Here is a 21,565-nt window from a genome sequence, read left to right on the forward strand (position 1 = left end):
AGATGAAATGCAGAATAGTAAAAAATGCAGTAGGAAGGACCTTGGATCCGTTGATTCCGAATAAGGTTGTGCAAAGTTACAGTATTCTTGATTGCAGAGACCATCGATTGTCTGGCAGTATACAACGCCGGGTGTCGGTCACCAGTGACAATAAGGATTCTTCTGCAGATTATGTGACGTTGAATTCTATTGCATTCGGCCAAACAATTGCTGGCGGAATCATTGAGAATTTCGAGGATTCGAATTTCAGTACACTGAGTTCTAAGGAGAAGATTGCAATGGTTGGGCATGGAAGCATTGGCTCATCCGGTGAATACTCGGGAGAGGAGATTGCGGACAAGTTGACCAAAGGTGAGGCAGCCATGCCGGACGGCGATCACGATATCATCTTCACGTCATGCGATGCGGGAACTGCCTTGACACGCGGTGGATCGGATGCTGTGATTGATACGGTCAAGAATGCCATTCTGGCGACTTGGCCGTCTGCAACTGCAACGGTGACGGGTGCGGAGGGTGCCAGTGTAAAAACTATTACAGGTACTGGGCAGGAAGCATGGGGAGTAGTTAAAAACGATCCTTTTGCAGAAAAAATAGCTGGTGACATTGAAGATTGCCTTAATACGGTGTATAAGGTGAAGATCAAAAACCCATATGGCCTTGATAGAGAAAATGATTTAATAGCAAGTGATTTGGTAGAAAAGGCTTTGGATGTGCAGAAGAAGAAGAAGGATTATTTCATGGATTTTATACATCTGATCAATGGCGAATGGGATCTCGTCAGTCTTGATACTCAAACTGCAATTTCCAAAACATTCGACCCCGTCCGCTTATCAACAATCAAGAACGGCGGTATTAAGGCTGGTGTGAGGCGTATTTGATAACGCTCTTGTAACGGACAAGTATGCATATCGTTGATATGTGGTTTTAATGATAGAAAAACAGAGTTCATGGAACAGCATATTCTCTGGTTCAATCGGCTTTTAAGGGTATCGCTTGCGCTTTATTTCCGGCAGGAGTGTGAATATTCCGATTTGGAAGAGGTGCAGGCTCCGGAGGATGGCTGGCTGGAGCGGATGACGGGGGTGGACGATTTGGATTTCCGCGAGAAGGTTGTCGTTATGCTGGCGCTGATGCCCCATGTTTGTCCTCAGGGGCTGGATATCCTGTTTGTGCAGAATACGGGCGTAGGCCGCCCCTATACGGAGTTCGGGGGGTGGAAGGGGCTTTCTCACGGAGGTTTTTTGCCGACGGGAGAAACGGCTGCCTTCATTCTGGCCGGGGAAAATGCGGAGAAGAGGCAGGATGTCATCAAGCTTTTTCATCAAGATCATCGGCTCCATGTCCGGAATATTCTGCATATGGAAGGCGGCGGAGAAGGAGAACCGTTTTTGAGCGGGCAGCTTCGTGCCTCGGATGAGTTGCTGAGCCGGGTTTTCTTCGGCAGGGAGTATAAACCGGATTATCGCATGGGTTTTCCGGCCAAGCGCGTCACAACGGCTCTGGAATGGGAGGATATGGTTCTGGATTATCGGGTGCAGAATGAGTTGGGCGAGATCAATACATGGATTCAAGGGCATCGAACCGTGATGGAGGAGTGGGGGTTGTCCCGTTTCCTGAAAGCGGGATACCGCACGCTTTTCTACGGTCCTCCGGGTACGGGCAAGACGTTGGCCGCCACGCTGATCGGCAAAAGGAACGGGATGGATGTCTACCGGGTGGATCTGTCCATGATTGTTTCCAAATACATCGGCGAGACGGAGAAGAATCTGGCGGTTGTTTTCGATCTGGCCGAGAACAGGAACTGGATTCTCTTTTTCGATGAAGCGGATGCCTTGTTCGGAAAACGCACGTCCGCCAATACGTCCAATGATCGCCATGCCAATCAGGAAGTCGCCTATCTGCTGCAGCGGATCGAGGATTTTCCCGGTACGGTTATTCTGGCGACGAATCTTCGCGCCAATATCGATGAAGCGTTTTCCCGACGATTCCAGTCCGTCATCTATTTCCCGATGCCTGAACGGGATATGCGGGTTGAATTGTGGAAGAAAATGCTGCCGTCAAACTGGCTGGGCAGCGATGCGGATGCGTTGATCAATATGGCGGCCGAAGCGGAGCTGTCCGGTGGCTCCATTTCCAATGTCATTCGCCGGTGTGCTTTGCATTTGCTGAGCAAAAAAGAAAATTGCCTGAGCAGGAATGTGCTGAGGGAAGCGCTGGATAAGGAAGAGCTGAAACGCTAGGAAGAACAGTCGCGCGAACAAAGCCACATTAAGAAGCATAACTTGATAGTGAGCATTCTATTTTGAAAAGATACAGTAGAGATATTCCGATGATTTTCTTGCTTTATGGATGTTCAAGCCGTAACAGCATGTAAAGAATTTCATTATATAGAAGAATAAGAACTTACTATGCGATCATGATATGAAAGAAAAAATTACGTCTAAAAAACAGATTTCAAGAACACTGGATTCTATCTCAGGAATATTGCAGACTGTCTCAATGGAGGATATACTGGGACAATACAGGCAGAGAGGGAATGGACAAGTGGTGCAACGAGTTCCTTCAAAGGAGCTGGCAGAATTGAATGCCAAAATTCAGGAATTCTTACAGGAATAGGAAAAGAATCAATCATAACCCAGGCTTCGCTTACTACAAGATTGGAATCCATCAATCAATATCTTGCCTCATTACAGCATCTCCAAGAAAAGGATGAAGATGGACAAAGCTTGCAGAATACCTTGGAAGGTGATTTGCTTCAAATGAAGCAGAATATTGAGAAACAAACCTTGGCATACGGCAGGATCTTAGAAGTGGTTTTGCTCGATGAATGGAACAATAGCGAATTGGTTCGGAGCATCGGAGAGATGCCATGGGAAATCGTCTTAGCACAGTGGAATCTATTGAAAGCGTCTCTTATTGGTCCCGAAAAGGAGAAGATGGATAAATTTGTTTTAGTCAAGCTTCGCAACCGGAATCAAGATGAAGCCGAGAAGAAAGAAAAAATGAAAAAAGGCGAAGCTGTAAGCGAATTTAGTTCTTATGCAGGTTGGACAGAGATGATTTCGGCCTCTCAGGAAGGATTCATGTGGGGAGTAGAAATAGAGGGAGGAGACATAAATGTGTATCTGAAAGAAAAATATCGATACAAACCGAAGCGAGAACCAAAGACAATCGAAAATCAAAACAGAAAATTTTTTTTAAAAGAAAAATTGAGTTATTTGAAAAGAACACCCTTATTGCAAACAAATTATGGTTATCTAGCGATTGATAACGTAATGGATGACAAAAAAGTGGAAGGCTTATTGACAGGAAACCTAGTACCAATTCCGCTTGAAATTGCTTCCAAGCCCATAAGTGGGGAACTTGATTCGGAAAGCAGGAAGGTGATTCGGATGCTAGAGAATAGAAAAAAGGAAACGTGGCCTGCCGTTAAGATGGATCGTGCTAATTCTCAATTGCAAGTACCCAGCGATAAATACACGCCGATAGCACTGGAGAAGTTCAATGAAATTTTTTTGACAAAATTTGTGAATAATATTAGCATGCATACTATGCCACAACATGCTACAAAGAGTGGAAAATCAGAAAACAGGTTGACAATGGCCGAGGAACTTGTTAAGACAGCCTGTGCTTTTAAACCTGGTACGTCTGGTAAGGTCGCATTGTCGAAAATGCCAAAGACTTCAATCGAATTGCTACGGCATGCTTTTATGTCTGGCGAAGAGGTGCGAAGGATGGAAGGGTATGCAGGTCAGGTTCGTGAGCAGCTCTTGAAAAAATTGGGAAAAGATACGAAATTTGCGGATGACCATCTGAATGCAATTATCATTCCTGCTTCCGGAGTACCACGCGAGATAGGGGGTTATACTCTTTTGACGCCAATGACCAATGCTCTACCATTAATTAGGCTGGGAAGAGAAGGGAAAAAAGAAGTTACTGTTCTTCGCGAAAACAGAGAATTAACACCGTGATGAATGGAGCAGGATGTGAATTTGTTCGAAAAAAAGCCTAGGTTCATGATTGGGCTTCATACAAACAACGAAGTAACCCATGAGAAATAAAATATACCTCGATTTGAACTGTAACAAGTAGTTATGAAAACAACAGCATCATACACTATAATGCTGTTCTACAAAATATTGGTACCGGCTGTGGGACTCGAACCCACACTCGTTAGAACTCGATTTTGAGTCGAGCGCGTCTACCATTCCGCCAAGCCGGCACTGGAAGGTGCGATGATTAGACCGGAAATAGGCTGCGTTGTCAAGGCGTTTTTACGCTTTTTCCAGCAGGTAGAGGTATTCCGTGACTTTGATGGGGCGGTTGCGGAGGTTGCGGCTGCCCCGGAAGGTGTTGTAGGGGATGGCGGAGACGGTGAGGGTGCCCATGGTTTGCAGGCGCGAACGGAAGGTTTTTTGTGAGATGAAGCCTTCCGAGTTGTAGGAGAGGAGGATGTATTTGGACGGGCAGTCGTCGATGAGGCGGAGGAGTTCGTTTTCCGCTTCGATGCTTTTGTTGTAGGCGGAGCGGTTCCATGCTGCCGGGATGCCGGAGACGGGGCTGATGTCTTCAGGCGGTGTGTAGTTGACGAGTAGGTTGAGCATGAAGTAGTTGGAGCCGTAGGGATGTTGGTTGTACGGCGGGTCGAGGTAGGCGAGGTCCGTTTCCGGGATGGCGCGGACGAGGGTGTTGGCATTTTCCTGATAGATGCTGTGGGTGCAGTCGTGATCGGAGAGGACGGGAAGCGCCGGTTCGATGGCACCCATGATGCGAGTGAGGGCGTGGCCGGCCCGGCCACCGAAGGCTCCGCAGCCGCGGTCGTTTTTGTAGAATCCTTTGAAGACGCCGGAGGTGTTGGCATGGATGGAGGCTTCGGCGAGGAGGGGGGCGAGGAGGTAGGGGCGCAGGGGGTCCGGTACGGTGCAGTGGATGTATTGCGCCGCAGTGTCGAGGATGACGGCGTTTTGACGGGTGTAGAAGACGCGGTCTTCGCGGGTGATGGCGTCGTCGTTTTTCGGCGCGTAGGTGGCGGCTATGAAGCCGGGTACGGGGTGGTGGAGGATGGCGTGGCGGAGTTGCTGCAGGTGGTGTTCCAGCGCAGGGAGGTCGAGGTCGCTTTTGTTGGCAAGGTAGCAGCGGTTGATGATGGAGCTGTAAGCCTCCAGGTCGTTGGCGATGATGTGGCTGGCGTGCTGTTTGAGGTAGCGGCTGACGATGCCGCTGCCGGAGAAGGCATCGAGGCAGGAGATTTTTCTGCCGCCGAGTTTTTGGCGGACGGTTGCTACGGCTTCTCCGATGAAGTGGAGGAGGGCGCGTTTGTTGCCCAGGTAGGTGACGATTTGCTCCCGCAGGTAGGATTCGTTTTCCACGCTTGGGGGGTGCTATGGGTTAGCCCGGGAATTGGTCGTCCCATTGTTTGCCGCGCAGTGCCGGGGGGATGTCGAGGTCTTCTCCGTCGAGGATGTTCGGGTCGTCGAGGCCGTAGGCGGCTGCGTTCGGGAGGTTGAGTTCCGGTTGTTTGACGATGGGGGTGTCGGTGAACGGGAGTTCAGGGGAGAGGGGGAGGTCGATCGGTGCTTCCGGTTCGGGCAGGGGTTCTTCTTCCGGGGCGGCGGCGGGGGCTGCAGGGAATTTGAAGTCGGCCGGGAGGAGGGAGCCTTGTACCTGTTGTGCCCGCGCAGGTGTTTTGACGGCGGGAGCTGCCACGGTCGCCGGTCTGGCCGCCGGAGCAGGTTCTGTTTTTTTCGCCGGTTCGGGGTTTTGTTCAGGTTCGGGTTGTACGGGTGTTTCCGGTTCCGCTGCCTGTTTTTCGGCGGTTGGTGATTCGACTGGTTGTTTTTCCTCTTTTTCGGGTTCCGGAGCAGGTTCGGCGACCGGGGGGGCGTCGGTGGATGTGGCGTCTTCAGCAGGCGTTTCTGCGATGATGGACGTTGTTTCCTCCTGTGGTGCAGGTTCTGCCGGGAGCTCAGGCGCCAGTTCCGGTTCGTCGGTGGGAGCCGGAGGGGTTTCCGGTTCGGCTGGCTGTTCCGGCGCCGGTTCGGGGATCGGGATGCGTTCCGGTTCGATGGAGCTGAGGATGGTGATGCGCAGTTCGTCGTTGAGGCGGGGTTTGACGGCTGCTCCGAAGAGGATGTTGACGCCGGGGCGGAGTTTGGCCTTGATGGCGTCCATGGCGGTGCGGATTTCCTCGAGGGTGAGGGTTTCGTTGCCGGCGATGTGGACGATGGCGGTTTCGGCGCAGGCGAGGGCGTTGTTCTGGGCGAGGAGGGGGGATTCGAGGGCGCGTTCTGCGGCGCGGGCGGCGCGTTCGCTGCCGCGTGCGGAGCCGGAGCCGAAGATGCAGCGGCTGTTTTTGCCGCGCAGGGCCTGGGTGAGTTCGTCGAGTCCGAGGTTGATGAGGCCGGGGGAGGCCGCGAGCATGGGGACGGCGGCGGTGGCTTTGGCGAGGAGCTGGTCGGCTTCGCTGAAGGCGTCGTGTACTCCTTTGTTCGGCGCAATGAGGGTGCTCATGTGGTCGTTTTCGAAGCAGAGGAGGACGTTGGCGCTGATTTCGAGTTCGCGGAGCGCCGTTTCCGCCTGCTGGCGGCGGCGGCGGCCTTCGAAGGTGAAGGGCATGGTGGCGACGACGACGAGGAAGATGCCGAGTTCGCGGGCGAGGCGTGCGACGATGGGAGCCGCGCCGGAGCCGGTGCCGCCGCCGAGGCCGGTGATGAGGACGAGGAGGTCGTGCCCTTTGAGGTGGTCGACGATGGCGGCTTCGCTTTCGCGGGCAGCCTGTGCGCCGATGGCGGGGTCGCCGCCGGAGCCGAAGCCGTGGTTGCTGGCGGCTCCGAGCTGGATGAATGTGCCTGCTGCCGATGCGCGGCCGATGCGTTCGTCGAGGGAGAGGGTGCAGAGCTTGATGCCGGCGTTGGTTTGCCCGGCGAAGCAGCTGAGGATGTTGGCACCTGCGCCGCCAAGGCCGATGATGGCGATGTTGCGGCTGTTTTCTTCGAGGTTGGCGCTTTGGTACGGGAGCATGGTGATGAGAGGTTATTTGCGGCGGAAGAGGGAGGAGAGGCGGCCGAGGAGGCCTGCGCGCGGGGAGTAGTCTTCATCCAGGCGCTGGGCGTAGCGGATGAGGCCGATGGGGGTGCAGTAGCGCGGGTCTTCGAGGTAGGCCGGGGTTTTGGTGTCTCGGGGCGGGGCTGGTTGGTGGACGGGTACGCCGAAGATGTAGTCGGCGAGGTTGTCGAGGCCGCGCATGAGGCTGGTGCCGCCGGAGAAGAAGACGCTGATGCCGGAGTTGGGTTTCCAGATGTCCGCCGGCAGGCGTTTTTTGATGAGGATGAGGGCTTCGGCGAGGCGGTCCCGGATGATGCGGTTGAGCATGCCGCGTTCGATGGCGACGTCGTGCATGCCGAGGTCTCCGGTGAAGCGGGCGAGGCTTTTGTCTTTGACGTCGCCGAAGGCGTTGCCTTCGGTGCGTTTGAGGATGTCGGCCACGCGTTTGGAGATGCGCTGTTCGGTGAGTTTTTCGATGTCGGCGTTGATGGTGTTGCCGCCGATGGCGATGCAGCCGGAGGCGATGAGCTGGCCGCCCTGGTAGAAGACGTAGTCGGTGGTGCCGCCGCCGATGTCGATGACGAGGGCCCCGGCTTCCTTGTGCTGGCGCGTGAGGATGACCTGTGCTGCGGCGAGGGGCGCGAAGACGAAGGATTCGACTTCGAGGGGGACCTGGCGGACGCAGCGGAGGGTGTTGGTGATGCGCGTTTTGATGCCGTGGATGAGGTGGCAGTTGACGTCGATGGTGCGGCCGCAGAGGCCGACGGGGTTGGCGACGGGGTCCTGGCCGTCGATGGAGTATTCCCCCCATTCGCGGTGGAGGGTGTACTGGTCCGGGCCAAGCTGGATTTCCGAGGCTTTTTCGTCGACGAGGTCGAGGTGTTCCTGTTCGATGACTTCGCGGTCGTCGGGCAGGCGGTAGGTGCCGGAGCTGTTGATGCAGGAGATGTGCTGGCCGGTGACGGCGACGAAGACGGAGATGATGTCTACATCCGCGTGGTCCTGTGCCATTTGCCAGGCGTCGCATACGCATTGCCGAGCCATGGATTGGTCGACGATTTCGCCTTTGCGTACTCCTGCGCTGGGTACTTCGCCCATGCCGATGATGGTTGCGGTGGCATCCGGGCGAACTTCCCCGACGACCACGCAAGTTTTGCTGGTTCCGATTTCAAGTCCTACGTGGATTTTAGTGCGGGCCATGGTGTGTGCTGGGTAAACTACTGGATGTTTGACTCGTTTTTATCATCTTTTTCCGCTGTTGGCGTGCTTCTAGCGCGTCATGCGGGAAGATGGGGCGGGTGAGGGTGCTGTGCCTGTGCGGAAGTCGGGAGGAAAAAATCTGCCCCATGCGGCGACATGGGGCAGAGGACGGGGTGAGGCGGGGCTGCCTTGTTATTTGGCTGCCTCAAGGATGCTTTCGACGGTCATGCCGAGTTCTTTCAGCACGAGGTCGCCGGGGGCGGAGAAGCCGAATTGGTCGATGCCGATGGCTTTGCCTTCGCTGCCGAGGTATTTCCACCAGAGGGCGGTGATGCCCGCTTCGATGGAGATGCGTTTTTTGCAGGAGGCGGGGAGGATGCTTTCCCGGTATTCGGCGCTTTGTTTGTCGAAGCGGAAGAAGCTGGGCATGGAGACGACGCGTACGCCGTCGCCGAGCTGTTCGGCTGCCTGCAGGGCAAGGGAGAGTTCCGATCCCGTGGCCATGATGATGGTGGTGAGTGCCCCTTTTTCCTTGCGGGCGATGTAGGCGCCTTTCAGGACTCCTTCGCGGCGTGTTTCTGCCGGGATGGAGTTGAGGGTGTCCACTTTCTGGCGAGTGAGGATGAGAGCGGTCGGTCCGTCGTTGCGTTCCATGGCGGCGATCCAGGCGCCGGCCGTTTCTTCGGGGTCGGCAGGGCGGATGACGTCGAGGTTCGGGATGATGCGGAGGCCGGAATAGGTTTCGATGGGCTGGTGGGTGGGTCCGTCTTCGCCGACGGCGACGGAGTCGTGCGTCAGGATGTAGGTGACGGGGAGTTCGGAGAGGGCTGCGACGCGGATGGCGGCGCGCATGTAGTCCACGAAGACGCAGAAGGTGCCGGCGCTGACGCGGAAGATGCGGTCATAGGCGATGCCGTTGCAGATGGCGGCCATGGCGTGTTCGCGGATGCCGAACCAGAAGTTGCGGCAGGCGGGGGTTTCTGCGCTGTAGTCGCCGCCGCCGCTGATGTAGTTTTTGTTGGAGCTGTACAGGTCGGCGCTGGTGGTCAGGAGGTAGGGTTCAGCCTTGGCCAGTGCATTGATGGCGATGGAGCCTGCCGAGCGGGTGGCATCGGCGAAGTCGGGCGAGAAGAAGGGGATGGCTTTGCCGGATTCTTTGGGGCAGACTCCCTGTTCGCATGCAACGATGCCGGAGGCGAGTTCCGCGGCGAGGTCCGGGTTGGCTGCGCACCATGCCTGGTAGGTTTCGCTCCATTCGGTGTAGGCGGCTTCGCGTTTGGCTTTAACGCCGGAGAAGTAGGAGCGGACGTCTTCGGAGACGTAGTAGCGTTCGCCTGCGGGGATGCCCCATGCAGCGTGGGCCTGTTCCCAGAATTGGGCTCCGCCTTCGCCGTGGCCTTTGGTGGTGCCTTCGACTTCCGGTACGCCTTTGCCGATGGTGGTTTTGGCGATGATGAGTTTCGGGCGGCCGTTGGTTTCGAGTCGGGCGCAGCGGATGGTGTCGGCTACGGCGGCCATGTCGTGCCCGTCGATGGTGACGGTGTCCCATCCGAGTGCGGTGAAGACGGCGGCGACATCTTCCGTTTGCGATTTGTGCAGCGGTGCGTCGAGCGTGATGTCGTTGGAGTCGTAGATGAGGACGAGGTTGTCGAGCTTGAGGACGCCTGCGATGGCGGCGGCTTCACGGGCGATGCCTTCCTGGATGCATCCGTCGCCGGCGAGGCAGAAGATGCTTTGGTTGAAGATGGTGTGTTCCGCCGTGTTGAAGCGTGCGGCGGCGTGTTTGGCCGAGATGGCGAAGCCGACGGCGTTGGCGATGCCCTGGCCGAGCGGGCCGGTGGTGCATTCGACGCCTGGTGCGCAGTTGTATTCCGGGTGGCCGGGGGTGATGGCTCCCTTGGTGCGGAAGGCTTTGACATCATCCAGAGTGAGGCCGTAGCCGGCCAGATGGAGCCAGGAATACAGGAACATGGACCCGTGGCCTCCGGAAAGGATGAAGCGGTCGCGGTTGAGCCAGCGGGGCTCGGAAGGGTTGACGTTGAGGAGGTCGCCGTAGAGGACGGCGCCGATTTCTGCACAGCCGAGGGGCAGCCCCAGGTGGCCGGATGCGCGATCGTGAATGGCGTCGATGGCGAGTCCGCGTGCCTGATTGGCGGCCTTCTGAAGGAGGTCGAAGTTCATGCGGGCGCGATTCTACCATGCCGGATGGCTGGAGGGAAGCCTAAAGTGCCGGGCTGGCGCGAAAAGGGATTTGCGTCCGGCCTTGACGGATCAAGGGTTGTTGGCTACGATGGGGGAGAGCGTATGAGTGCGTCCGAGTGTCCAGCCGTCAGTGTTGTTGTTCCCGTTTACAATGTGGAGCAGTATCTTGTAGAGTGCCTGGATTCTCTGCTGGCCCAGACGATGGAGGATTGGGAGGCGATTTGCATCGATGACGGGTCGCAGGACGGTTCCGGTGCGATTCTGGATGAGTACGCGGCGCGGGATTTGCGGTTCCGCGTGGTTCACAAGGAGAACGGGGGGGTGTCGCAGGCCCGCAATCTGGCGATTTCGATGGCAAGGGCGCCGTTTCTTTGCATGGTGGATTCTGATGATTGGATCGATCCTGCGATGATTGAGACGCTGTATGGTGCGATGCTTCGCGATGAGGTGGATATGGTGGTGTGCGGCCTGTGGGAGCATGATGAGGATTCCGGTGCGGTTCTGGAGCGGCCCCCGTTGCGGCACGGGAAGACGGATGAGGGGGTGCAGCCTGTGAATGCTTCGATGATCGAGTCGATGTCGCGCTATTCATGGGACAAGATGCTGAAGACGTCGATCGTTCGGGAGACGGGACTGGCTTATGCGGAGGATATTCCGTTCAGCGAGGATCATTTGTTCATTCAGCTTTATCTGCTGTATTGCAGGAAGGTGTCGGTGCTTTCAAGGAGTCTGTACCATTATCGTCGCCGCCATTCTTCCGCAACTCTCCGTTTCGTGCGCGGCGAGGCCCCCGCCCATTATTACGAGTGCGCTGTTTTTGCGCTTCTGCGGGTGCTGGATGAGCTGCCGGAAGGTATGCCCGGCAAGGAGCGGCGGATGTGGTGTACGGCGTTGTTCGCGCAGAATTTTCACCAGATTTATCTGGTGAAGCATGTGCTGAAGGGGAAGAATCATCCCGAGAGTGCAAGGATCAACAGGGCTGTGAGGAGGGCTTTCTGGGTTTTGTTCCGCAAGACGCCGAAGACGGCGGTGTTCCGTATCATGTGGTGTGATGCCGTCCGGTTGCTGCGCAGGATTTGCGGAAGGGGGTAGGAGGGATGGCTGTGGTGGAGTCCGTTTTCCTGTCTGTGCTTGAAGGTGGGGTGCCTTCCGTCGCCCCGGCGGGGGCGGCTCCACGGATGGCGCGGGCTTTCGAGCGCGGAGCCGGGTTCGGGTTGCTGGATTTGGTGAGGTTCGATGTGCCGTCCGATGCGGCTTCCGTTCTGCATTGGTTGAAGGAGAAGGCGCGGCTGGTGCTGGTGCGGTCGTTGCGGGTGCGGGGAGGGGGGGATTTCACGCTTGCGGCTCCGGATGCAGCGGAAGCGGCGCGGTGGTTGGCAGAGATGCCTCCCTGCCGTGGACACGGGTATGTGTCTGCCGGAAGTTTGCAGAGGTGGTTTGAGGATATGGGGCCGGCTTTGGCGCAACGGGCGAGGCTGGCGGGTGTGGCTGCCGAGGCGTGGCTTGCCGGGCTGGGAGAGGGGTGGGAGCAGGTGGGGCGGTTGTGTTTCCATTTGGCGGAGAACGGCCACGATGCGGACGGAAGCCGTCCGTTTGCCTTTCTGGCGACTCTGGTGCATCAGGTTTCGAAGGACCATCAGGCGAAGCATGTGCCTCTGGGGATGGCTCTGAAGCTGTATGAAGAGGATCGTGAGGCTTTGCTGGCGCTGCTTCGTCCATTGAGGGAGGTGGCGGAGGTGTCGCCGTTTTTGCGTGAGCTGGTGGATTCGCAGTCGGTGTATCGCCCGCAGGTGTGGACGGCGCGGCAGGCTTATGATTTTTTACAGTCGGTGCCTTTGCTGGAGCAGGCGGGTGTTGATGTGCGGATGGTGAATTTGTGGAAGTCTCTGCCTCCGAAGGTGGAGGTTGAGGTGAGAGTGGAGGGTGAGGCTGTGGATGGTCGGGCGCCGTCTTTGAATATTCATTCGCTGCTGACGTTTTCTGCGGCGGCGGTGCTGGGGGGGCGGCATCTTTCGGAGGAGGAGTTGGAGGAGCTGTTGTCCGGTGATGAAGGGCTGGTGCGGTTTCGCGGCGAGTGGGTGCGGGTGGATCGGGAGAAGGTTGCGCAGATTCTGGAGCAGTGGAGGAATGCTTCCCGCATGGCGTCTGTTTCAGGTGTGCCTTTGCTAGCTGGGTTGCGGCTGCTGCTGGGAGGGAGGAGCAAGGCTCTTCCGTGGTTGCCGGAGCCGGATGAGGAGGTGAGGCTGGAAGCGGGCGATGTGCTGGAGCAGGCTTTGGAGGCACTTGGCCGGAGCGGTCGCGATGCGGAGTCGTTACCCCTTGGGCTTGATGCGGTGCTGCGTGAGTATCAGAAGGATGGAGTGAGGTTCCTGTCCGGGGTGACGGAGGTGGGGTTCGGCGCATGCCTGGCCGATGATATGGGGTTGGGCAAGACGTTGCAGGTGATTGCCTGGCTGGAGTCTCTGCGCCTGCGGGGGGTGCTGGATGGGGCGGCGTCTCTGATTGTGGCTCCGGCGTCTTTGCTGGGCAATTGGCAGGATGAGTTGCGCCGTTTTGCTCCGGAGCTGGATGTGGCGGTTTTGCATCCTGATTATCTGGATGAGAAGGATTGTGTGCTTTTGCGTGAGAATCCCGGCTGGCTGTTGCAGCGCGGGCATGTGGCTCTGACGACGTACGGTATGGTGGCGCGGCTGGAGGAGCTGGGGCGGGTGGAGCTGCCTGCGGTGGTGCTCGACGAGGCGCAGGCGGTGAAGAATGCGGATTCGCGGCGATCCCAGGCGGTGCGGAGGTTGAATGCCGTGCGCCGGGTGGCGCTGACGGGTACGCCCGTGGAGAATTCCATGCAGGAATTGTGGAGCTTGTTCGATTTTCTGACTCCGGGTCTGCTGGGGAGTTCGAAGGAGTTTGCTGCGATGTTGCGGGAATCGGGAGCCCGGTACGAGAGTGTGCGAAGGCTGGTTCGCCCGTTTATGTTGCGCCGCCTGAAGAGTGATGAAGGGATTGCGCCCGAATTGCCGACGAAGACGGAGACTCCGTGTTTCTGCCTGTTGACTCCGGAGCAGGTGCGGCTGTACAAGAGGCAGGTGGAGGAGCTTCAGGCGGTGATTCAGGAACCGGATCCTGCCGTGAGGTTGGCGTTGGTGCTACCGTATCTTTCAAGGTTGAAGCAGATTTGCAACCACCCTGCCCAGTATTTGGGGACAGGGTATATGGCTCCTGAAGAATCGGGGAAGATGGTGCGCCTCCGCTATTTGGCGCGGGAGGTGGCGGAGGCGGGAGATTGTATGTTGGTATTCACGCAGTACAGGAGTATGATCGAGCCTTTGCACGATTTGCTGGAGTCCGTGTTCGGCAGGCCGGGGCTGGCGTTGCATGGCGGCACTCCGCTGGAGATGAGGAAGGAGCTGGTGGACAGGTTTCAATCGCCCGGCGGTCCGCCGTTTTTCATTTTGTCTCTCAAGGCGGCGGGTACAGGGTTGAATTTGACGCGTGCAAGCCATGTGGTGCATTTTGACCGGTGGTGGAATCCGGCGGTGGAGAATCAGGCAAGCGACAGGGCTTACCGTATCGGGCAGGTGAAGCCCGTGTGGGTGCATCCGTTCGTGTGCCGGGGGACGATTGAGGAGAATATCCACCGGATGCTGGAGGGGAAGCGGGCGATGGCGGATGCTCTGCTGTCCGGCGGGCTGGAGAAGCTGCTGCTGGCGATGTCTCCGGATGAATTGCTGGATCTGGTGAAGGCTGGACCCGCTACAGGGGTTTGATGTCCGCCATGACGGCGTAAGCCGCAAGTCCGGGGATGTAGAGTGTCGAGGAATGAACAGAGCGCAGCGGGGATGTGTATCCGATGCGGTGCAGTCGCAGAATGGGGAAGTCGGAAGGGCAGGTTGCTCCGTAGCCCACGCCGGATGAGCCGTAGGCATCGGTCATGACATGGAGGAACGGGTCAAAGACGGGAGATTGGGGCGGTGAGTAGAAGGCTCCGGCGCAGATGACGGGGATTTCTCCGGCACGGCGGCCCATGTTTTTGAGCGCTTCAAGAAGGGAGTCGATTTCTTTGCGGTGCGTGGCTCGTGTTTCGGCATGGGCTTTCCAGCAGTCCGCGGAGAAGAGGTTTCTGTTTTCGGGGCCGGGCGTGAGGTTGACGTTGACGAGTCGTACGGGAACGACGGTGCGGTCGGGAGACCAGTCGACGATAAAACTGCCGTTGCCGATAATAGGCCAAGCCTGAGCGAGCTGGCCGTGCCGTACGATGATGGCATTGTTGCCGTTGGTGCGTATTGACGGGTTGGCTCCGAAGAGATCGACAGCCAGAGTCTGCGCCTGATCAATGTGCTGCAGATTTTGGAGGAAGATGACGTCGGGATGGATAGGTTGGAGAATTTCCGCAGGGACAGAGGAGCCGTTGCGGCAATCAATTGAAATGATTTTCCATGTGAGGCGCTCATTGGCAATGCGTGCCGGATCCTGGTCGAGTCCGATGCGGCCGATGCCCTGAAAAACGTCGCTGACCATGATGGCGGTCAATGTCCACAGGATGACGGTGCCGAAGGCGAGCCATTCCCTTGCCCAGAGCCATGCGAGGAGGGCCGGGGCAACGGCTGTGATGGTCACGAGCCAGACCGGCAGCAGGAGCAGGGCGGCGATGCGATCCGACCCGCTCCACATGGCCATGATGAAGATCAGCCAGATCGCCAATGAAACACAGGTGAGGAACATGCCTGCCTTTTGGCTGGATGATCTGGGTTTCAGTGCGGAAAGTATGCTCTTCCAATGCTTCATGAGCCTGCGGAATTCTCCGGAGAATTCGTTCTGCGGCTTTGCCGCCGGATCTTTCCGGGATGGAGTGTCAGAGTCCGAGGCCGGTTGGGAGGCCCATTCCGCCTGTCAGTTTTTTCATTTCGGATTCCGCCATGGCTTTGGCTTGTTCGATGGCGTCCTGAATGGCTTTGAAAATGAGAGTCTGTACGAATTCCGCATCATCGGGATCCAGAATGGAAGGGTCGATTTGCAGATCGGTGATCAGGCCGGCGCCAGTGGCGGTTACTTTGATTTTGCCGCCTGCGGCATTGATGGTGAGCGTTTGTTCGGCAAGCTTGTTTTGTGCTGCGGCCAGCCCGGCTTGCATTTGCTGGGCCTGTTTCATCAGTTTTTGCAGATTCATGTCGTATGGTCGGTTTTGTAAGTTCAGGAGATGATTCGGGCGTGGAATTCGTCCAACGCTTTTTGAATGAGCGGATCTTTGTAGAAAATTTCGGGATCGAGTTGTGTGGAGGGAGCATCGCTCGGCGGCTCGGCGGCTGATGAGGGGGGCGGAGCCGTGTTGGGCTTCGGTTTGTTCTGGGGAGTAGGAGCGGGCGGCGGCGGGGGGGGCGGAAGCGGTTCCAGAGCTTCTTCCATGGGGGCGGGTAGCGTGCTGTCCGTTTCGACGCGCAGGTTGAGGTTGCGGCCTGTGAAGCGCTGCACTCGCGTTTCGATGAATGTTTTGACTTCTTCACTCAACAAGGTGTCGCGTCCTTCAATGTCTTCCGGGTGGACGGCGACAATGAAGAAGTTTTCTTCTTCACTGATGAATTCCGCATGGCTGATGAAGCCTGCCTGCAATGGTTTGGCCTGGTGCAGGTCGAGAAAAATTTTCTTCCATATGTCGATGGTGAGCGGTGAGATTGAAATGTCGGCTTCGGCGACGTAAAGGGTATCCGGTTCGCTGCCGAAGAAGGGAGGAGCATCGTCGATGGGTTCGAGGCTTCTTGTCGGCTCGGGTGCAGCTGCCGTTGCGGGCTCATCGAAGCTGTCGGGCATGGGGTAATGCTGCTCGGGAAGCGAGGGTTCCGAAGTGGCTGCCGCCGGTATTTCGATGGATGGTTCGGGCACCGGCGGTTGAGCAGGAGCTGGGGTTTGCGGCGTATGAACGGGTTCGGGGATTGAAGCCGGTATCTCAGGCTGCGGTGCAGGTGATGCGGTGGGTGCAGTGTCCGGTCTGTTTTCGGGCAGAGAGACGGTGGGCAGCGCTGTCGTGGCAATGGGGGTTTCCGGCAGGGGGGCGCCTTCCAGTGCCCGGATGATATCGCTGATGTTGGCTTCCGACAGGGAGTGGACAGCCTGGATCAGCCCCATTTCGAGGTGGAGCCTTTTGTTGGATGACCAGCGCATGCGTTCTTCCGTGGAAGTCAGTACTTCCATCAGCCGCAGGATTTTATCCGTGGCGGTTTGGGCGAGCAGTTGCTGCAAGGGGCCGCGCCAGTGTTCGGGGATGCTGTTTTGCGTTTCTTCCGGTGCTACTTTGGCGACGAGCAGTTCGCGCACGGCGCTCATGAGCTCTGTGAGGAGCTGGGCCATGTCGCGCCCGGCTTCTGAGAGTTCGTGTACGAGGTGGAGCAGGGAGGGGAGTTCCCGCTGGAGCATGTAGGCGAGTGCGCGGGAGACTGTTTCCCGGGAGGTGACGCCGAAGATGTCGTTGACGTGTTGTTCCTCGATGTTACTGCCGCAGAAGGAGACGAGCTGGTCGAGCATGGACTGGGCGTCGCGCATGCCGCCGTCAGCGACGCGGGCAATGCCGAATGCAGCCGCTTCTGCGAGAGTTACGCCCTCCTTGGCAGCGATGTTCATCAGGTGCTCGGCGATGACGGGGGCGGGAATCGGCCTCAGGTCGAAGCGCTGGCAGCGGGAGAGGATGGTGGGAAGGATTTTGTGAGGCTCCGTGGTGGCAAAGATGAATTTGACGTGTGGAGGGGGTTCTTCAAGCGTTTTGAGCAGGGCATTGAAGGATTCCTTGGTCAGCATGTGTACTTCGTCGATGTATACGATGCGGAACTGGCCCCGGGAGGGGGCGAACTGGACGTTGTCTCGCAGGTCGCGGATGTGGTCGATGCCGCGGTTGGAGGCGCCGTCGATTTCCAGTACGTCGAGACTCCGGCCTTCGGCGATTTCTTCGCAGATATCGCAATGCGGGTCGAAGTCGGCTTTGGGTCCGTCCGGGCAGTTCAGCGCTTTGGCGAAGATGCGGGCAGTGGATGTTTTGCCCGTTCCTCGGGGGCCGACGAAAAGGTAGGCGTGAGCCAGGCGGTTCTGTTCGATCGCGTTGCGCAACGTGCGCACAACGTGTTCTTGTCCGAGGACGTCGTCGAATGTCAGGGGACGGTACTTTCTTGCAAAGACCTGATAGCTCATCGGGTGCGGATTCTCCCATATTTTACCTCCCGGAGCAAGGCAAATCGGCGTCAGGCCACGCATTTGAACGGGTTGCATGTTTGGCCTTTTCGGCGCTGCGGGATTGTGCTAGGCTTTTGTTTGAGAAATGGATGCTGAGTTGCTGGATACCGGATGCCTTTCGCTGTTGAAGAAGGCGGGATCTGTGGTTGTCGGATTGAGCGGCGGCCGCGATTCCGTTGCTTTGCTGCATCTGCTGCATGGGGCTGGGCTGCAGGTGGTCGTGTGCCATGTGCATCATGGTATCCGTGGTGCGGATGCGGATGCGGATGCGGCGTTCTGCCGGATGATGGCCGATGCGCTGGGTGTGGATTTTGTGGAAAAGAGGGTCGATGTGCCTCGTTATGCGGGGGGACGGGGGCTTTCGCTGGAGACGGCGGCGCGTGAGGCTCGCTACGAGGTCTTCCGGGAATGTACGGCGGCCTGCGGTACGCCTTATGTGGCTCTAGGGCATCATCGGCAGGATCAGGCGGAGACGGTTCTGTTCCGCTTGTGCCGGGGAAGCGGTGGGCATCTGGGGATGAAGCCGATAGCCTGCCGGGAGGATGGTCTGGTATTGGTGCGTCCTCTGCTTGATATTCCGAGAGAACAATTGACTGCTTATCTGGAAGGAAAGGGGATTCCCTGGCGGGAGGATGCCAGTAATGGCGAGGCGGATGTCGTGCGCAACAGGCTTCGGTTGCAAGTGCTTCCTCTGCTGGAAGATATCATGGGCCGGGATGTCGTGCCGGTCATCAATCGCAGTGCGCGCATTGCGGAGGAAGCATCTGCGGCTCTGGCGGCGGCGGTTGCTGCGCTGGAGGTCGAGGATCCGCAGGGGAGGCTTTATCTGCCCAAAGTGGCGGCGTATCCTGTGGAATTGCAGAAGGTGATCGTGCACCGATATCTGAAGCGGCAAGGTGTGAGGAATGTGTCCGAAGAGGTGGTGCTGGCGGTCGTATCGATCATCCGGCCCGGCAGCCCTGCGCGCCTTTCGTTGCCGGGCGGGCGCGTCGCCCGGAGGCGTGAAAAACGGCTGTTTCTGGAATGAAGGATGCAGGGAGTCGCGAGAATTTGAAAAATTAGACTTGCATTCGCTGGCAAATCCTGTAGACTCCGTGCCGACTTAGATTTAGTCGAGCTGTAGCGCAGGCTGGTAGCGCGCTTCGTTCGGGACGAAGAGGTCGCAGGTTCGAATCCTGTCAGCTCGACCAATTTAATTCATTTCTGGAGTTTGGTTTTTTTTGGAATGTATCCAGTGGTGCCCATTTGGCATGAATCATCAACGGAACCCGCTTTTTCTCCTGAAAACCTTCCTGTTTTTTCTGTTTTTCACACCCCTCAAGGAAATCCCAAATTATGTCAGGTCATAATAAATGGTCCAAAATCAAGTTCACCAAAGCCAAGGAAGATGCGAAGAAAGGTAAAATCTTCGCCCGTTTCTCGCGTGAAATCACTCTGGCTGCCCGCAATGGCGGTGGCGATGTAGATACCAACCCCCGCTTGCGCGCGGCGATCGAAGGAGCCAAGGCCTGCTCCATGCCGAAAGACAATATCGACCGCGCCATCAAAAAGGGGACGGGTGAACTCGTCGGCGAAATCATTCAGGAAATCGTGTACGAAGGCTACGGCCCCGCCGGAACGGCCATGCTCGTGGAAGTGGCAACGGACAACACCAACCGTGCTTCCTCGGAACTCCGCACCCTCTTCTCCCGCAACGGCGGCAACATGGGTACTCCCGGATCTGTCGCGTACCAGTTCGACCGCAAGGGCGAAGCCCGCATCATTGATGAAACCCTTGATGAAGACGGCGCCATGGAGCTGGCAATGGAAGTCGGTGCCGACGATGTCGGCGAAGGCGACCAAGACGGCGAATGGGTCTTCGTTTGCAGTCCGACCGATTTGAGTTCCGTCTGCAGCGGTCTGACATCCGCCGGGAAGAACGTGACGGGCATGCGCCTGATCTCCGTGGCACAGAATACGGTCGAAATCAAGGATGTGGACACGGCCCGCAAGGTGATGAACCTCTTCGAACGTCTTGACGACTACGATGATGCGATGAATGTGTTCTCGAACTTCGACATCTCCGAGGACATCCTCGAACAGCTTTGATCAGCTCATTCATTTGCGGCCGGAACGTGAAAGTTCCGGCTGCGGTTTTTTTCTTCCCGAGACATGACAGACCCTGATACGAATCGCGCCGCAAGCGATGGGGAATCCCGCCCTCCTGCCAAACCCAGGAAGAGTGCCGTCCGCAAGACCCGTGCCGCCGAGGCGGCTGATATGGAAGCCGTGCGCAAGGAATCCGGACAGGATGAATCCGTTCCCGCACGCCGGGTATCAAGGACAACGCGGAAGGACAAAGTCGCCGAAACGCCCGCCGGAGAAATCCCTGTTGCAACCGAACTTCGCAACGAAACTGCCGCTCCACGCCATGACGAACGGGAAACCCGAAACGACGAGCCCCGGAGGGAACGCCAGCAAAGGCCCGTGCGCGAGAACGGCAACCGTGGCGGCCAGCGCCAGTTCCGCCCCCAGTCCTCCGATCAGGGACAGAACGGCACGGGAATCCGCACGGTGCGCGAATCCTACCGCCGCGACGGTAAGCGCACATTCAACAATAACGACGGGCAGACCGGCCGTGGTGATTATCAAAACCGTCAGAACGGACAAGGCGGAAAGAACAAATTTCGCAACAACCGCAATCAGAATAACCGCAACCAAAACGGTCGCGATAACAACCGGGACAACAACCGCAGCAGCTGGGACGGTAGCCAGCCCGCACAGAACAATTATGTGCCCGTCGGCGAACCGGAGGAATTGAGCGGTCTCCTTGAAATAACCCCCAAGGGATACGGCTTCATCCGCACGCCGGAAACGGACTTTGCCCAATCGCGTGAAGCTGTCTATGTGCCGGTGGAAATGATTCAGAGCTACCAGCTCCGCCCCTGCGTCTGGCTCAAGGGCAAGGCTCAGAGATACGAACGAGGCCACCAGATGGTTTCCATCGAAAGCGTGAACGGGCAGACGCCCGAAGAAGCGGCAAAAAATCCCTATTTCGAAGATCTCAAAGCCGTCAACCCCACCCACCGCCTTGCTTTCGAAACGGTGCCTGAGCGGTACACGACCCGTACGCTCGACCTTGTTGCCCCCGTAGGCCGCGGCCAGCGCGGTCTGATCGTCGCCCCTCCCCGCACCGGGAAGACGACCCTTTTGCAGCACATTGCCGAAGCCGTGCAGGAGAACTACGAGGAAGAAATGCACCTGATGATTCTTCTCGTGGACGAACGCCCGGAAGAAGTGACCGAGTTCAAGCGCGGCATTCCCGGAGCGGAAGTCTATGCCTCCTCGAACGATAGCCATGTGCGCGACCACTGTCGCCTTGCCGAGCTGTGCATCGAGCGTGCCAAGCGTCTCGTCGAAGCCGGAAAGCATGTAATCCTGTTGCTCGACTCCATCACCCGCCTTGCCCGCGCCTACAACAACGCGGATCAGGGCAGCGGCAGAACCATGTCCGGCGGTATCGATGCGCGGGCGCTGGAAATGCCCCGCCGCCTGTTTGCCGCCGCCCGCAATACGCGAACCGCAGGCTCCCTCACCATCCTCGCCACCGCCCTCGTGGAAACGAACAGCCGCATGGACGATCTGATCTTCCAGGAATTCAAGGGCACGGGCAATATGGAACTCGTTCTCAACAGGCGCATTGCCGAACAATACATCTACCCCGCCGTAGACATCCTGAAATCCGGGACGCGCCGCGAGGAGCTGATCCTGTCCGAGCTCGCCCTCGAAAAAACACGCCTGATCCGGCTCGCCCTTGCGGGGCACAAACCGGTGGAGGCCATGGAGCGTTTGCTCTTCTTCCTGAAGAGGTACCCGAGCAACGCCCAAATGCTTCTGGACCTCAAATCCAGAGCGTAAATCTTATCGT

Annotated in this window: 15 protein-coding genes and 2 tRNA genes; 9 read left to right on the forward strand and 8 right to left on the reverse strand. The window is 57.6% G+C overall.

Annotation, left to right across the window (positions count from 1 at the left end; translation table 11 throughout):
• Nucleotides 1-41: 41 nt before the first annotated feature.
• The 3 genes from PYTT_RS06415 to PYTT_RS06430 all read left to right on the forward strand — a co-directional run bounded on the left by PYTT_RS06415 (nucleotide 42) and on the right by PYTT_RS06430 (nucleotide 3,971).
• The gene (locus PYTT_RS06415) at nucleotides 42-878 is read left to right on the forward strand and encodes a hypothetical protein (protein WP_172801780.1); all 837 of its coding nucleotides are present in this window, start codon (nucleotides 42-44) and stop codon (nucleotides 876-878) included.
• A gap of 69 nt (nucleotides 879-947) precedes the next feature.
• A complete protein-coding gene (locus tag PYTT_RS06420) occupies nucleotides 948-2,240 on the forward strand; it encodes an ATP-binding protein (RefSeq protein ID WP_067775470.1) in 1,293 nt (430 codons plus the stop codon).
• Between the two features lie 417 nt (nucleotides 2,241-2,657).
• A complete protein-coding gene (locus PYTT_RS06430; protein ID WP_067775465.1) occupies nucleotides 2,658-3,971 on the forward strand; it encodes a hypothetical protein in 1,314 nt (437 codons plus the stop codon).
• Nucleotides 3,972-4,140: 169 nt separating this feature from the next.
• On the opposite strand, the gene PYTT_RS06435 is transcribed toward PYTT_RS06430, so the two are convergent.
• The 5 genes from PYTT_RS06435 to tkt all read right to left on the reverse strand — a co-directional run bounded on the left by PYTT_RS06435 (nucleotide 4,141) and on the right by tkt (nucleotide 10,425).
• Nucleotides 4,141-4,222: transfer RNA gene (locus PYTT_RS06435), tRNA-Leu, on the reverse strand.
• Nucleotides 4,223-4,274: 52 nt separating this feature from the next.
• Entirely contained in the window at nucleotides 4,275-5,369 is a 1,095-nt protein-coding gene (locus tag PYTT_RS06440) for a DNA adenine methylase (protein ID WP_067775459.1), read from the reverse strand.
• A gap of 19 nt (nucleotides 5,370-5,388) precedes the next feature.
• A complete protein-coding gene (locus PYTT_RS06445) occupies nucleotides 5,389-7,020 on the reverse strand; it encodes a cell division protein FtsZ (RefSeq protein WP_067775455.1) in 1,632 nt (543 codons plus the stop codon).
• 12 nt (nucleotides 7,021-7,032) lie between these two features.
• The gene (ftsA, locus tag PYTT_RS06450) at nucleotides 7,033-8,244 is read right to left on the reverse strand and encodes a cell division protein FtsA (protein ID WP_067775452.1); all 1,212 of its coding nucleotides are present in this window, start codon (nucleotides 8,242-8,244) and stop codon (nucleotides 7,033-7,035) included.
• Nucleotides 8,245-8,436: 192 nt separating this feature from the next.
• Nucleotides 8,437-10,425 carry a transketolase gene (gene tkt / locus PYTT_RS06455; RefSeq protein ID WP_067775449.1) on the reverse strand — a complete coding sequence of 663 codons (1,989 nt, stop codon included), beginning with the start codon at nucleotides 10,423-10,425 and terminating at the stop codon, nucleotides 8,437-8,439.
• A 123-nt stretch (nucleotides 10,426-10,548) separates the two neighbouring features.
• Here tkt and PYTT_RS06460 point away from each other — a divergent pair, with 123 nt between their 5' ends.
• Nucleotides 10,549-11,538 carry a glycosyltransferase family 2 protein gene (locus PYTT_RS06460; protein ID WP_172801781.1) on the forward strand — a complete coding sequence of 330 codons (990 nt, stop codon included), beginning with the start codon at nucleotides 10,549-10,551 and terminating at the stop codon, nucleotides 11,536-11,538.
• Nucleotides 11,539-11,543: 5 nt separating this feature from the next.
• Nucleotides 11,544-14,210 carry a DEAD/DEAH box helicase gene (locus PYTT_RS06465; protein ID WP_067775445.1) on the forward strand — a complete coding sequence of 889 codons (2,667 nt, stop codon included), beginning with the start codon at nucleotides 11,544-11,546 and terminating at the stop codon, nucleotides 14,208-14,210.
• Here PYTT_RS06465 and PYTT_RS06470 read toward each other — a convergent pair.
• From PYTT_RS06470 to dnaX, 3 genes are all read right to left on the reverse strand, one after another.
• Entirely contained in the window at nucleotides 14,197-15,165 is a 969-nt protein-coding gene (locus tag PYTT_RS06470; protein ID WP_141675793.1) for an exonuclease/endonuclease/phosphatase family protein, read from the reverse strand. The genes PYTT_RS06465 and PYTT_RS06470 overlap by 14 nt on opposite strands.
• A gap of 130 nt (nucleotides 15,166-15,295) precedes the next feature.
• Nucleotides 15,296-15,610 carry a YbaB/EbfC family nucleoid-associated protein gene (locus PYTT_RS06475; protein WP_067775437.1) on the reverse strand — a complete coding sequence of 105 codons (315 nt, stop codon included), beginning with the start codon at nucleotides 15,608-15,610 and terminating at the stop codon, nucleotides 15,296-15,298.
• A gap of 23 nt (nucleotides 15,611-15,633) precedes the next feature.
• Entirely contained in the window at nucleotides 15,634-17,694 is a 2,061-nt protein-coding gene (gene dnaX, locus PYTT_RS06480) for a DNA polymerase III subunit gamma/tau (protein WP_245741016.1), read from the reverse strand.
• Nucleotides 17,695-17,743: 49 nt separating this feature from the next.
• On the opposite strand from dnaX, the gene tilS reads away from it, so the two are divergent.
• The 4 genes from tilS (at nucleotide 17,744) to rho (ending at nucleotide 21,555) form a co-directional block, all read left to right on the forward strand.
• On the forward strand, nucleotides 17,744-18,685 hold the full coding sequence (gene tilS, locus PYTT_RS06485; protein WP_067773551.1) for a tRNA lysidine(34) synthetase TilS: 942 nt from the start codon (nucleotides 17,744-17,746) through the stop codon (nucleotides 18,683-18,685).
• A gap of 86 nt (nucleotides 18,686-18,771) precedes the next feature.
• Nucleotides 18,772-18,848: transfer RNA gene (locus tag PYTT_RS06490), tRNA-Pro, on the forward strand.
• Nucleotides 18,849-18,993: 145 nt separating this feature from the next.
• Complete coding sequence (locus tag PYTT_RS06495) at nucleotides 18,994-19,746, forward strand: YebC/PmpR family DNA-binding transcriptional regulator (RefSeq protein ID WP_067773548.1); 753 nt, start codon at nucleotides 18,994-18,996, stop codon at nucleotides 19,744-19,746.
• 63 nt (nucleotides 19,747-19,809) lie between these two features.
• Nucleotides 19,810-21,555, forward strand: a complete 1,746-nt coding sequence (rho, locus tag PYTT_RS06500) for a transcription termination factor Rho (RefSeq protein WP_197677895.1) — start codon at nucleotides 19,810-19,812, stop codon at nucleotides 21,553-21,555.
• The last annotated feature ends 10 nt before the right edge of the window (nucleotides 21,556-21,565 follow it).

Source organism: Neoakkermansia glycaniphila, assembly GCF_900097105.1.
GTDB lineage: Bacteria > Verrucomicrobiota > Verrucomicrobiia > Verrucomicrobiales > Akkermansiaceae > Akkermansia > Akkermansia glycaniphila.